Origin of the sequence: Paenibacillus chartarius (genome assembly GCF_042432825.1) — a bacterium.
Taxonomy (GTDB): Bacteria; Bacillota; Bacilli; order Paenibacillales; family NBRC-103111; genus Gordoniibacillus; species Gordoniibacillus chartarius.
Window position 1 is genome coordinate 29,940 of record NZ_JBHLWN010000024.1, and the last position, 13,463, is coordinate 43,402.

10 protein-coding genes are annotated in these 13,463 nt (G+C 52.8%); 8 read left to right on the top strand and 2 right to left on the bottom strand.

Annotated features, from left to right (window positions below; genetic code table 11):
- Window positions 1-105: 105 nt before the first annotated feature.
- Window positions 106-1,503: a copper amine oxidase N-terminal domain-containing protein gene (locus tag ACFFK0_RS05490; protein WP_377468936.1), complete on the bottom strand. Its 1,398-nt coding sequence runs from the start codon at window positions 1,501-1,503 to the stop codon at window positions 106-108.
- A 23-nt stretch (window positions 1,504-1,526) separates the two neighbouring features.
- Window positions 1,527-2,777 (bottom strand): stalk domain-containing protein, encoded by a 1,251-nt coding sequence (locus ACFFK0_RS05495; protein ID WP_377468937.1) that lies wholly within the window; start codon window positions 2,775-2,777, stop codon window positions 1,527-1,529.
- A 345-nt stretch (window positions 2,778-3,122) separates the two neighbouring features.
- On the opposite strand from ACFFK0_RS05495, the gene ACFFK0_RS05500 reads away from it, so the two are divergent.
- From ACFFK0_RS05500 to ACFFK0_RS05535, 8 genes are all read left to right on the top strand, one after another.
- The gene (locus tag ACFFK0_RS05500; RefSeq protein WP_377468938.1) at window positions 3,123-4,475 is read left to right on the top strand and encodes an ABC transporter substrate-binding protein; all 1,353 of its coding nucleotides are present in this window, start codon (window positions 3,123-3,125) and stop codon (window positions 4,473-4,475) included.
- Window positions 4,476-4,548: 73 nt separating this feature from the next.
- Window positions 4,549-5,481: a carbohydrate ABC transporter permease gene (locus tag ACFFK0_RS05505; RefSeq protein WP_377468940.1), complete on the top strand. Its 933-nt coding sequence runs from the start codon at window positions 4,549-4,551 to the stop codon at window positions 5,479-5,481.
- Between the two features lies 1 nt (window position 5,482).
- Window positions 5,483-6,313, top strand: coding sequence for a carbohydrate ABC transporter permease (locus ACFFK0_RS05510; protein WP_377468941.1), 831 nt, complete (start codon window positions 5,483-5,485; stop codon window positions 6,311-6,313).
- An 80-nt stretch (window positions 6,314-6,393) separates the two neighbouring features.
- Entirely contained in the window at window positions 6,394-7,860 is a 1,467-nt protein-coding gene (locus ACFFK0_RS05515) for a glycosyl hydrolase family 28 protein (protein ID WP_377468943.1), read from the top strand.
- 91 nt (window positions 7,861-7,951) lie between these two features.
- Window positions 7,952-9,730, top strand: a complete 1,779-nt coding sequence (locus tag ACFFK0_RS05520) for a cache domain-containing sensor histidine kinase (protein ID WP_377468944.1) — start codon at window positions 7,952-7,954, stop codon at window positions 9,728-9,730.
- Window positions 9,723-11,324, top strand: a complete 1,602-nt coding sequence (locus tag ACFFK0_RS05525; protein WP_377468945.1) for a response regulator — start codon at window positions 9,723-9,725, stop codon at window positions 11,322-11,324. Before ACFFK0_RS05520 ends, ACFFK0_RS05525 begins: the two co-directional genes overlap by 8 nt.
- 419 nt (window positions 11,325-11,743) lie before the next feature.
- Window positions 11,744-12,718, top strand: a complete 975-nt coding sequence (locus tag ACFFK0_RS05530; protein ID WP_377468947.1) for a CapA family protein — start codon at window positions 11,744-11,746, stop codon at window positions 12,716-12,718.
- 111 nt (window positions 12,719-12,829) lie between these two features.
- Window positions 12,830-13,327 carry a DinB family protein gene (locus ACFFK0_RS05535; protein WP_377468948.1) on the top strand — a complete coding sequence of 166 codons (498 nt, stop codon included), beginning with the start codon at window positions 12,830-12,832 and terminating at the stop codon, window positions 13,325-13,327.
- Window positions 13,328-13,463 lie beyond the last annotated feature (136 nt).

The window sequence follows — 13,463 nt, forward strand, 5'->3', positions numbered from 1 at the left end:
ATAGGAAGAAGCAATCCCCCTTCAATTTGACGAAGGGGGATTATTATGATCAGCTCATAGGCGGAACCCTTGTCGTGGTCCATCATGTGTTTCAGGTATTTACGTTTACTGCTCTTTCGCATCCGTAATGATGATTTCACCATTATCATAGAAGACCTTCATCTTCAAGCTCTCGCTGACAAAGCGCACCGGCACGAAGGTAATGTCGTCCCGGATGACCGCCGGTGAATCCAGCACGTTCAGTTCTCCGTTCACATAGGCATGTTTTTGATCAATGACGAGCTCGACCTTCACATCATCCTTAACTAGCGTTACCCGTCGTTCGGCCCCGTTCCAATCTACTTTGGCGCCAAGCGCTTCCGCGATAAAACGGATCGGCACCATGCTTCTGCCTTCGAGTGTGAAAGGCGCGGCTTCCAGCGTTTGTTCCGCCTCATCGACCGCCGCCAGCTTGGAATCGAGCTTCAAAGCAATCGTGCGGAAGTCCAGCGCAGTGTCGTCTCTATAAATGGATTCGGCAATGCCGAATCCGATCGGCTTGGAAATGATGGTGCCATAAGTGGTTTCGATCTCAACGGTATAATACTGTCCGTTCTTGATCGAGCCGTTATTGTTCGCATACAGGTCGAAGACTACATTTCCGGAGAACGTGCCGAGCGGCTCCTTCACATCATCCTTCAGTTTGGGGTTAACCACCGTGTCGCCCTTCATGATCCCGAGCAGCCAGCCTACGCCCGCCCGGTTTGTTCGCCAAATGCCTTGGTATGCTTCCTTGCCGTCCTTGTCGGTCGGACGCAGAATCATGGCCAAAATTTCCGTCTTGGGCGCAAGGTTCAGCTTCAGCCTGAAGTGGCCGTCCGTACGTTCGTCCGGTTTGAATTCGGCGATACCGTTCTTATCCTGATCCAGATCGACCCAGGCGAACTCCCGGATCACGACAGGTGCATACGATTTCTCACTGTCGTTGAAAGGGGTAATCTCCGATTTTAGGGTCCCTTGGGCCGTCTCGATTTCGACGTAATAGTATTCGCCCGGCTTCATGCTGTTGTTATCCGAAGCATACAATTCCAGCTGGGCGACGCCCTTGAACGTGCCGAGCGTGGGCTGGAACGTATCGTTCAAGATCCGGCCGTCCTGAACGACGGCCAGCAGGTGGCCGATGTCGCCAGGGGCGGCCTTCCAGCTCTTCCATAAGCCGTGATTGATATCCTTGCCGGTACTATCTGCGGTTTTCAGCGAAATCGATTTGATTTCCGTGCCGCTACCGGCATCGATCAGAAGGGAGAGATGGCCGTCCCGGGTTCCGTCAGGTCCCTTTGCTTGATCTAATGAGATCCGGTCGGACTCTTTGTCGAGGAACTTGAACTCCTTGACTTGTAATGGGGCTGAGGTGCTTTCGGCGGCGGCTGCATGGCGGACCGGTAAAAGGCCCCCGGTGAGTACACTTCCGATGACAGCTGCCGTTACGCAGCTGCGGATCAGGTTCGTTCGCATTTTCTTCATAGTCATTTATCCTCCACGTGTAATTAATTTGATGGGTAGCTGACTTCCAGTTCCATCATATAGTCGTCGCTCAGAGTTCCTCTGCGCTTACTGAAATCAAATTCCACCGACTCGGCAAATTCGCCTTCGCCCTCGATTTTCACGAGCATGGGGATTGGCTGGCTGCCGCTTGGAATCCATTTGACCGTTGCCTTATACCGGCCAAGCGGTACTTTGTCTACGCCAAGACCTTCATACTCCATCTCTCCGACCCGTTTGACGATCTTTTGGCCAGCGCTGCCGTCAATCATGGGACCTACAGGCTCCAGCGTCACTTCCAAGTCCGTCATTTTGAATTCGGGCAGATCGTCTTCAAAGGACCAGTGATCCGGGTAGAAGAACATGTACCCTACATCATTTTTCCATGTGAAATTTCGGATCGCTCCGGTATTGCCTGCAAACGGCCGGTCTACGTCGGGGATGATATCGAAGTCATAAGCCCTGCCGTCGGCCTCCAGTACGTATTCGCCGCTCATCCTCCAAGTCGTGGCGATGGACGGCAGCTCCAGCCGGTAATAGCCGGAATCATCCGTCACTCCCAGGATGTTGCTGTCGTACAGCAAGGTATTGTCGGCATAGATCGAAACGCCCGATACCGGCTTGCCCGCTGCATCGCGCACATAGCCTTTAACGACATAGGGTTCTACGGTCTCTTGATTTTGCGGCTGCGCCGGTACCGGAGCCGAGCCGGCCCCTCCTTCTTCAATCCGGATCGTCGCTACCTGGTTTGCCCGGTCATACGTTACCTGATACCCGCTGTTCTCCGCCACAAAGCGAAGCGGGACCATGGTATGACCGTCAATCATCTGGGCGGGGACCTCCAAAGGCACTTTCTTCTCGTTCACGGCAGCCGTGCTGCTGTTAATGGCGAGCTGGATCGTCAGACCGTCCTTGGTTCCAACCGCCTGTTGGACGGTGCCTGTGTCTAACCAGCTTACCGAGAAGCCGAGCGTTTCAAACAGCTTTCGGAAAGGGACCAGCGTAGAGCCGTCCTTCAATACAGGCTGGACGTCGTTAAATTGGAGCTCTTGCCCCTTGAACAGCACGCGAATAGCAGGACTATTCGTGGCAAGAGCCAGCGCCGAAGGTAACACCGAGGGATTGGAAGCGAATGCGGCGGCACCCGGCAGCGGAGCAGTTTCTCCAAAGGCCAGCGCTGCTCCGGAAAAGGTAAGCCCGCCAGCGAGCACAATGCTTGTAACTCGACGACATGCATTGGACAGCAAATGGTTCATTTTACGCAATCTCTCCTCATGACTTTCTTAGTTTCAGCCTGGATCCCGCCTGTGAAATAGTCCGGCTGGCTGTAACATGGATTCACGGTTCATTCAATCTGGATAAACACTTGGCTGCGGGCTGATCAGGCTACAGATTCGATTATAACGATGGTGAGTGTTTCATTCTGTAGCGGTATTCACAAAATGATACAATTTGTTTCAAATTGATGCGTGGCAATCGATCAATGAACATCTTAAAAGACTTCACACGGAGCTTAAAAAACAGCATTTAACCGGTTACAGGGGTATGTTAGTCTAAGTACATGAAAAGAAGACAGGTAAGACTAACAGGGAGGTTATTCGATGATTAGACAACAGGTGTTTAAAATGCTGACGGGCGTTATGGCGGCGTCGCTTGTCCTTACTGCGTGCGGCGGCGGCAACAGCGGCAGCTCGAATACAAGTACCAGTCAGGCGGGGGGCGCCGGTACGGATACGGCGAAGAAGCCGGTAACCTTCACAATCGGTTACGCTACGGGCGACCCGGCGACGAAGCAGGCTATGGTTGATGCCATAGCGGCATTTACGAAGGCAAATCCCCAGATTAAAATAACCGACCTCAGCGAAGGCGGGTCCCAAGCGTATCTGGATTGGCTCAAGACGAAGGATGCGGTCGGAGAATTCCCGGATCTTGTCGAGATGCGCGATACGCAGCTGTTCGCCGATGCCGGCAAGCTGTCTGAGCTCCCGGCCGAGCTGTTAAGTCTGTTCGCGGACGCACCGAAGGTAAACGGTAAAAACTATACGGCTCCTATTGTCGGTACCGCACCGCAGGGAATTATATACAGCAAAAAAGCGTATGCGGACGCAGGAGTTACGGCCGAACCGAAAACGTACGATGAATTCCTCGCGATTCAGGAGAAGCTGAAGGCGAAAGGGATTACGCCGATCACGTTTGGCGGCAAAGATATTTTCCACTGGGGCTTCTGGGTCAACAAGTTTCTGATGGATGAAGTATTCGCCGACGATCCGAACTGGAATTCCAAGCGGACGAAAGGGCAGGTGAGCTTCACGGATGCCGGACCTAAGAAAGCGATGGAAAGCCTGAACGAGCTGTTCGCTAAAGGCTACGTAGACAAAGGCTATCTGAGCACGGCGGATAACCAGACGGCATCGATGCTGGTCACCGGCAAAGCGGCGCAGCTGTTCTCCGGACCGTGGATGTTCGCGCAGATTTCACAGGCAGATCCGAAATTCGATTTCGGCTGGTACCCGGTTCCGGATCGTAAGGGAAGAATCGTTGTCAACGGCCTGAACAACCAGCAGGGCTGGGCGCTGTCGGCGAAGGCGGGGCAAGATGAGGCCAAGAAAGCGGCTATCCTGGAATTTACGAAATTTTTCTTCTCTAAGGATCAGTACGCGAAATTCCTGAAGGCCGTTAACGGAATTCCTACAACCAAAGAGCCGGTCACGTATGAGGCGTCTCCTCAAATGAAAACCGTGCTGGATGTGATGAGCGATCCAAAGACGATCAAGTCTCTGCAAATCAACAGCTTCTGGGGAGACAATGCAATGCCGCCGCAATGGCGCAACTGGTACTACAAGCTCATTCAGGATTGGCTTGTGAAAGGCGATTTCAGCGACGAATATCTGAAGAAGATGGACGCCGAATGGGATGCGAATGTGAAAGCGAACGCAGCCGCCGCCAAGAAATAAGTCGGCACATGATGGAGCGGCCTCTGCTTAGGCAGAGGTCCCCCTCCTTATGAGTGGTGATTGGAGTGAGAGAATGGCAAACATAGAGACAATAAACGGTTACTCCGGGGCAAAAGCGGCGGATAAGAAGAAAAAACCATGGTTTTCCTTCTCTGTGCTATTCATTTTGCCTTCTTTTCTTTTATACACCCTGTTTGTGATTTATCCGACTTTGAACAGCGTCAATTTAAGCTTTACCAACTGGGATGGAGTCAGTCCTGAAGTAAACTACATCGGTTTCGATAACTTTATCGAGATGTGGCACAGCGACAGGGTGCATAACGCGTTAAAGAACACCTTGATCATGTCGGTCGCACTCGTTGTACTCGAAAATGTGGTGGCCATTGTGCTGGCAATGATGGTCGATCAGGTACGTTGGTGTAAAAATTTGTTTCGAAGCATCTTTTATTTCCCCGTACTTCTTAGCGGGATCGTGATGGGTTTTGTGTGGGCCATCATTTTTAATTTTAACTTTGGCGTGATTTCGCAGCTGCTCGACAAGGCCGGTTTTTCGAGTCTGAAGCTCGATTGGCTCGGAAACCCCGATTACGCGATGATTGCGATTATTGTTACAACCGTCTGGAAGGGCGCAGGATACTACATGATCATTTACTTGGCCGGGCTTCAAGGCATTCCGCCGGAATTGCATGAAGCGGCCGCAATCGACGGGGCTAACCGCTGGCAGCAGTTTCGCCATGTAACGTTTCCGCTGCTTGCCGGAGCGATGACGGTAAGCGTCATGCTGTCCATGATCGGCGCGCTCAAAATCTTTGACCAAATTGCGGTAATGACCGATGGCGGTCCGGGCTTCGCAACGGAAACCATGACCTACATCGTTTATAAAGTGGGCTTCGGAGAGCTGAGACAAGGCTACGGTACGGCGCTTTCTCTCGTCCTGTTCCTGCTCATCCTGCTCGTATCTCTCATTCAAGTGAAATTGCTTCGGAGAAGAGAGGTGCAAATGTAACATGGAGAAGTCCAATAGATGGGTCGATATGTTCGTCTTCACAGTAACCCTTGTCGTTGCCGTCTTATTTTGCTTCCCGATTTATTTCAGCATCATATCCGCATTTAAGACGAACGGGGAAATTTTAAGAGATGCCGTCGCATTTCCGAGCAGCTTCTATGTGGACAGCTTCGTATTCCTTTGGACGAAAACGGATTTCCCGGCGGCGATGGCCAACAGCGCATTACTGACGATAACGTCCATTGTGTGCATGATTCTGATGATTCCGATGGCGGCGTACGCGATTGAACGGACGGGAAAGAAGTGGACGAATGCGGTCTATGTGTACTATCTTGCCGGCATGATGATTCCGTTCCAGGTGTACATGATTCCGCTGTTTAAGGAAATGAAGGCAATAGGTCTCTATGGAACGTTAACGGCACCGATTCTGATTTATATTTCCGGTTCCGTAGGCATGGGCGTGTTATTGTTCACCAGCTTCATTAAAGGGATCCCTGTCGAGATTGAGGAAGCCGCGGCCATAGACGGATGCTCCAAAGTGCGAACGTTCTGGCAGATCGTATTTCCGCTGCTCGGTCCTTGTACGGCAAGCCTGGTCGTGCTACAGGGTCTCGGAATCTGGAACGACTTCCTGATGCCGAGCTTGATCCTCCCTTCGGACAGACCGAAAACGATGATCGTGGAAATTTTCAAGTTTGTCGGAGAGCTTGCCTCGCAGTGGGATATGGTGTTCGCCGGCACGGCCTTGTCCATCATCCCTGTCTTGCTCGCATTTATTCTTTTGCAAAAATATTTCGTTAAGGGGATAGCGGCTGGAGCCACAAAAGGGTAATACAATGATCCGCTTCTGGTCCTTTGGCCGGAGCGGATTTTTTTAGTCCGCATTCAAATGACGTCGGGAGGCTTGGGTTCATGAATCAGGTAGTTGGGTATGAGGCTCCTAAAGGAGCGATTGGCAGGGAGGACTATCGCGTATTCGTAAGAATACCCGAAGGCGAGTGGCAGGAATTGTTCGTTTATGAAGTCAAGGTAGACATGCACGATGTACGTCATGCTTCGATGGTTTATTTCGATATGGCCGGACAAGCGGAAGTAAGAGTGGAGAGCCTGAACGCTGCTGTTCGTAGTGCTGTCATTCGTCCGCTATCGGCGGATGTTGCGTTCGAATATGAGCATGATGCAATCATCTTTACTTTGGATAGGCCGCGTAAGCTGAGTATTGAGATCAACGGCGAACGGTTTTCCAATCTGCACCTGTTTGCCAACCCGCTGGAGGAACAGGCGCCGGATCCGGCGGACGACGATGTGCTTGTGATGAAGCCCGCGATTCATCGCACCGAAGATTTGTACCGGGCTTGGGAAGCGGACGGGAATGGGGGGCAAGCCCCGAAGGTCATTTATTTCGCGCCAGGCATGCATTACTTGGAGGAAACGATTCTTCGCATCCCGTCGGGCACAACCGTGTATATCGCTGGCGGAGCCATCGTTGTCGGTTCGATGCTGTGCGATCGCGTTCACGATGTAACGATACGGGGGAGGGGCATGTTGTACCTTTCCGACTTCCATCGTTTCTCCGCCTTTCGCGGCGTCCGCATCGTCTTCTCGCGGAATATCACCGTAGAAGGCATCATCACGATGGATCCGCCGCATTACAGCATCTACATCGGCAAGTCGGAGCACATCCGCATACGGAACTTCAAATCGTTCAGCACGCGCGGGTGGTCCGACGGCATTGATATGATGGCCAGCAGCCATATCGATATCGATGACGTTTTTCTCCGCACCTCGGATGACTGCATCGCCATCTATGGCACGCGATGGGACTTTGCCGGCGATTCCCGCGAAATAACCGTAAGAAATTCGGTGCTGTGGGCGGATGTGGCGCATCCGCTCATGATCGGAACTCATGGCGATCATCACCGAAGCGGCGATGTGATCGAGAACGTTCGCTTCGAGAACATCGATATTTTGGAGCACCACGAGCCTCAGCCGAACTACTGGGGAGCTATGGCGATCAATGCGGGCGACAAGAACATCGTCCGGAACGTGAGCTATGACGGCATCCGTGTCGAGGCTTTCGAGCTTGGGCAATTGATCGATCTCCGCGTGGTATGGAACAAAGACTACAATCCCGTACCCGGCCAGCGCATTGAACATATTACGTTTACGAACATTTCGTACAACGGCTCCAATTCGAACAAAAATCGAATCTACGGCTACGATAAGGAGCGAACAGTCAGCGGCGTTACCTTCACCAATCTGCGCATCAATGGAGAGTTGATCCGGAATGCGGAGCAGGGCCATTTTGAATTGAATGAATTTGCCGGCGATATCGTATTTCGAGTCGATCCCCTCAACTCAAGCTCGAAGGGGAGCTAACATTTTCCACAACAAAGCTCATGGTTATACCGAAGAAAACTGCTATGATAAGAAGTGGAAGGCCGTTCTCTGTCTAAGGGGTGAGCGATAGATGGCAGTGACCACATTTTCCCGCATGCGCAAAAGTATTTTTGCCAAATTTACGTTCTCGTTCATTGCCGCCGGTCTCATTCCGCTGCTTCTGATTAGCTATTTTTCACTGAATACCTTCAGCAGTTATGTGGAACGCAATGCCGTAAACAACTACGAGCAAATGTTCCTGTACGCCGGCAAAAACCTGGACGATATGAACACCAAATACAATAATATTTCAAAAATCATGTACTCCTACGGGGTAGACGGCGTATACAGCCAACTGGGGCAAGCGATTGCGGCTCAGGCGGGGTCGGGCGATGTTCGGCTTCAAAGTACGATTGATGATTTCCTGCGGACAATCTTGTATACGGACAAGCACCTGACCAATGTTTTCTTCGTGACGACGGATGGCCGCTTACAGCATTTGAATAAGGAAAACAAGACTTTCGATATCGGCTACAGCTACCCGGAGCCTGGTTGGGCCAAGAAGCTGGACAATGAGCGGGCGCTCGTGTTTTTCCCGACTCATCCGGAAACGTACTTTCTGCGTTCGGATCAGCTGGTCATGACCTATGCCCGAAATTTAACCGATGTGCTCGGTTCGGAAGGCTTGAATGCCAAGCAAGTCGGAACGTTCTATATGGACGTAAGCATGTCGGCGTTCGATGAGATTTTTCAGCAAATGGTGCTGAACCCGAAGGATTATGTCTATGTCATGGATAACGGTGGCATTGTCCTATACAGCAACCATCGCGAGCTTATTGGGAAGCCTTACGCACCGCTGCATTCCGATGAGCATATCCAGATTGAGCATACAACGGAGGGAACGGATTGGAAGGTTCGCGGCGATTTCTACAAAGCGGATATGTTTAAGCATATCGAGCAGATCAAGAATACGCTGTTCGTTGTGATCGCGGGCTGTATCGTGTCGTTAATCATGGTGGCGATCTTGTTCTCCAATCGGCTGTCAGGTCCGATACGGAGCATTAGCCAGCAGATGGGCAAAATCGAATCCGGCAACTTCAATACCCAGGTTACCGTGCGGACGACGGATGAAATCGGCTTGCTTGCCCGGAGCTTCAACAAGATGGTCGTACGCCTGCAAAGCTACATCGATGAGGTGTACATCGCCCAAATTAAGCAGAAGCAGGCTGAGCTGAGCGCACTCAAGAGTCAAATCCGCCCGCATTATTTGTATAACACACTGGAAGCGATCCGGATGAGCGCTGTGGCCAATGACGACAATGAGGTCGGCGATATGATTTTGTCATTGTCCCATCAGCTCAAGTACGTGCTGGACTATGGGCAGGAGACGGTGCCCCTGGCCGAGGAGAAAGCGAATATCGATCAATATTTCATGCTGATGCAGTACCGTTACGGCGAGCACCGGCTGTCGATGGATTTTCGCTTCGAGGCCGAGCTGCTGGCACTGCCGGTTCCGAAGCTGTCTATACAACCGCTCGTGGAGAACGCGATCTATCACGGCATTATGCCGAAGGCCGGCAAGGGGACGATCCGCATCACCGCAGAGCTGGAAAGCGCCGACAAGCTGCGCATCACCGTCGATGACGACGGCGTCGGCATTCCTCCGGAGCAGCTTAGGCGGGTCAAGTCGAAGTTAAGTGGAGATACGCCGGCGGAAACAGGCGGCAGCATCGGGCTGAAAAATGTGCACGACCGTCTCGTGACGCTGTACGGACCGGAGTACGGCATCGAGATCAACAGTACGCAGAGCATCGGGACGTCGGTGCGAATGGTGATCCCGATAGGAAGAGAGGCGAACACACATGCTTAACGTGATCCTGGCCGATGACGAACCGATGATTATCCGCGGATTGAAGAAGCTCATTCCATGGGAGGAGCTTGGCATCCGCATTGTCGGTGAAGCCTGGACCGGGAAGGGGCTCCTGGAGCTCGTCGAGCGGGAGCATCCGGAGCTGGTGGTCACGGACATCAGCATGCCCGACGGCAGCGGCATTGATGTCATTAAAGAGATTGCCCGGAGGAAGCTCAGGACTAAAGTCATTTTTATCAGCGCCTATCAGGAATTCTCATACGCCAAGGACGCGCTGGCCTTTGGAGCGGTCGATTACCTTGTAAAGCCTGTAGAGAAACGCTTGCTGAGGGAGGCGGTGCAAAGGGCGGTTTCCCTGCTGCAGGAAGAAACGGAAGAGATGACTTCCATGGGCAAGCTCGCCGCGTATGAGCTGAAGGATAAGCAAACGCAGCTGGAGGATCTGTTCGACCGCCTGACGGAAGGGGACATCCGGGAGGAAGAAGCGAAGCGGCAGCTGGAGAGGCTGGAGGCCGGCTATGTATATGAGTGCTATACGGCTTTTGTCATCGAGCCGGAGCCGTTTCAGGAAGGTCAAGCGACGTGGGGCGAGCATGAAAAGAGGCTCCTGTTCTTTGCGGTTTCCAATCTGACGGGAGAGCTTGCCCGCTCTTGCGGGAACGGCCTGGTGCTGCGGAAAGCGGACTCACTGTGTGTGATTACAAACCATCGTGAGGACAGCGATATGCTGGAGCTGGGGCAGGAGATGGTCGAGAAGGTGCGCTTTTATTTGAAAACGAACATTACGCTCGGGATAGGACGCCCTGCTTGCTCTCTGCAAGAAATTAAGTCTTCTTACCTCTCGGCTGCTGACGCGCTGAAGCTCCGTTATTTTACCGGACAGGGGCGCGTGATCCATTGGCAGGCCGCTTCCGACCTGCAGCGGGCATCGGAAAGAGATTCGATGCAGGGTGCCTTAACCGAAGTCAGGCAGCAGCTGCTTCAGGCGCTCCTGTCCAAGGAAATGAACGTGATTGCCCAAGCGGCGGATCAAGCCTTAAACCGGATTGAAGCGGCGGCGCAAGGCAGCAAGGAAGCCGCCGTTACCGGATGTTACCAGCTGCTTGCGGAATTGTCGGAGGAGCTGGCCGCCGTCGGGGTCGCGTATGTTCCGGCAGAACAGGACCAGCTGCAATCGATGCACCGGTTCGGGCGCTACGCGGAGCTGAAGCAGTATGTTGAGGGAGAGATTACGGAAATATTCGGCCGGATGCAGTCGTCCGGCAGCGGGAAAGAAGTGCAGCAGATGACGCTCGTCAAGGAATACATCGAGAACCATTACAGTGAAAATATTACGCTGGAGCGCATCGCCTCACTCGTCTATATGAATCCGTATTATTTCAGCAGCTTCTTCAAGAAGCACACCAATCGGAACTTTAAGCAATACGTTACCGAAGTACGCATGAAGCACGCCGTCCGGCTGCTATTGCAGACGGATTTGATGGTGTATGAAATCGCCGAGAAGGTCGGCTACAACAATGCGCGCCAGTTCAGCGATATGTTCAAGAAGCAATATGGCAAGCTGCCGCAGGATTACAAAAATCACAAGAATTAAGAGGCTGATAAGCGGCGGAAGCTTACATGCGAGTCCCGGCGGCTTGACGTGTAGGCTTTTTGTGCTGGAATGGAAATATCTTAAATTTCGTGCATATCAAGCTTAAAACAACGCATACTCATCCGTTTTCCCCTATGTTAGTCTAGCAATGCCGGCAGTGCCGCGCGAATCGGGTTAGCTAATTTTCTTAAGGAGCGAGCTTATGCACATCATCAATCCCGGAGCCATGGTCGGCGTATGTGCGCAAGACCTGAGCGAAGCGATACGCGGATTTTGATTATTTTACGTATAGATTTTTCGAGTAATATTGATGACACGGCACGTGATGTATATGGCCGAATACTAGGCAGACGCGTGATTGGGAGACCGATGCGACAGGAGGTGAATATGCTGGTGACATTGAAGGAGGGATCGACTTCGTGGCTGCAGTGAAAATTGCCATTGTAGGCGACGTGTTGATGAAGCATCCGATGATCGCGTCCGCCCGGCGCAAGGGCGCCAAGGGCTTCGATTTTACGCCTCTATTCCGGCCGGTCCGAACCTTGCTGCGTAATGCGGATGTTACCGTAGGCAATCTGGAGACGACCTTCTCGGGCTATGGCGGTCCGGGTGTGAAAAGAAACGGCTACCCGACGGAATCGGTCAGCCGGATATCGCGATACGTATTTAACTGTCCTGATGAGCTGGCCCCGGCGCTGAAGCAAGCCGGATTTAACGTACTCGTCACCGCCAACAACCACAGCATGGACGGCGGCTCCAAGGGATTGATGCGCACGCTTGCGGTTTTGAATCGTAACGGCTTAAAGCATACAGGCACTTATCACAACGTGAAAGGAGCCGGCGCACCGCTTATCGTCAGGGCCGGCGGTATGAAGATCGCCATTCTCGCTTATACGAAAGGAACGAATTCGATACCGGTTCCGAAGCCGTGGATGGTGAACCGAATCGGCTCGACGGAGCGGATCTCGGCGATGATCCGCAGGCTGCGGGGCAAGACGGACTTCATTATCGTCTATCTCCATTTCGGGAAGGAGTTCCGGAATTACCCGAGCGAGAGGGAGAAGAAGCTGATGAGCCGGTTGCTCTATCAGGGAGCCAACGTTGTGGTCGGTGCGCATCCCCACGTTCTGCACCCCGTCCGGGTCATTCGCAGCCGGGATCGGGACGGGAAGCTTCGCTCGAGGGTCGCCGCCTCCTCCTTGGGAAACTTCGTTTCGATCAAGCTTCGCGGCCGGGAGGATACGATCACCGGCATGATTTTGGAGCTGTCCGTGACGAAGAATGCGCGGAGCGGGGCGGATATCTCCGGCATCCGGTATATCAAAACGAAGGTTGTCAGAGGCGGAGGGCGCGGGTTCCGTGTCGTCCCTAATCAACAATGGCAGCATAAATAATCTTTCGCCAAAGTGAAGATGTGAACGCCGGAAATTGAGGGACAGGCGAGAACTTACAAAATATGCTAGTATAAAATAGAGTACAAGCCTTTTAGGAAGGAGAGGAGAATTATGGTGAAATCATTGATCGTCGGAGACGCCATGCATGAGCTGGCTACTACACGCCGCATCCTGGAACGCTTGCCCGGGGAGCATATGTCGTGGAAGCCGCACGTGAAATCGATGACGTTGGGCGGGCTCGCCACGCATCTGATTAATCTGTTGAACTGGCAGGTGGCGATTTTTCTTTACCCGGAATTTGATCTTTCGACCGTGCCGCTTCGGCGGGAAGCCTTGGAAAGACCTGAAGACGTGCTGAAGGAGTTCGACGCAAACGTCGGTAAGCTGGAAAAGCTGTTAGCCGAATGCGACGAGATAACGCTCGGCGAGGAATGGACCCTGCGCAGCGGCGATCATATCATCCTGCGCCAACCGCGGGCGATCGCGCTTCGCACCTTCGGATTAAGCCACATGGTCCACCACCGGGCGCAGCTCGGGGTGTACTTGCGGCTGCTCGATATTCCGGTGCCGAGCATCTACGGTCCCACAGCCGATGAGGAAGGCAAATGATCGATAATGCGCAGAACCGTCGCAGAGCATCGACGTCACCGTCGATGTTCTGCGATTTTTTATTTGAGCAGGATGACTCGTTATTCCGCTAATGCGGTAATGCCGGAAATGCGTATGCTGCCTTCGATGCGTCCGG

Bases quoted from the DNA above. Each gene is read 5' to 3' on its own strand.
- ACFFK0_RS05520 (WP_377468944.1), top strand. From the start codon at position 7,952: ATGGCAGTGACCACATTTTCCCGCATGCGCAAAAGTATTTTTGCCAAA.
- ACFFK0_RS05515 (WP_377468943.1), top strand. From the start codon at position 6,394: ATGAATCAGGTAGTTGGGTATGAGGCTCCTAAAGGAGCGATTGGCAGG.
- ACFFK0_RS05525 (WP_377468945.1), top strand. From the start codon at position 9,723: ATGCTTAACGTGATCCTGGCCGATGACGAACCGATGATTATCCGCGGA.
- ACFFK0_RS05500 (WP_377468938.1), top strand. From the start codon at position 3,123: ATGATTAGACAACAGGTGTTTAAAATGCTGACGGGCGTTATGGCGGCG.
- ACFFK0_RS05510 (WP_377468941.1), top strand. From the start codon at position 5,483: ATGGAGAAGTCCAATAGATGGGTCGATATGTTCGTCTTCACAGTAACC.
- ACFFK0_RS05505 (WP_377468940.1), top strand. From the start codon at position 4,549: ATGGCAAACATAGAGACAATAAACGGTTACTCCGGGGCAAAAGCGGCG.
- ACFFK0_RS05495 (WP_377468937.1), bottom strand. From the start codon at position 2,777: ATGAACCATTTGCTGTCCAATGCATGTCGTCGAGTTACAAGCATTGTG.
- ACFFK0_RS05535 (WP_377468948.1), top strand. From the start codon at position 12,830: ATGGTGAAATCATTGATCGTCGGAGACGCCATGCATGAGCTGGCTACT.
- ACFFK0_RS05490 (WP_377468936.1), bottom strand. From the start codon at position 1,503: ATGAAGAAAATGCGAACGAACCTGATCCGCAGCTGCGTAACGGCAGCT.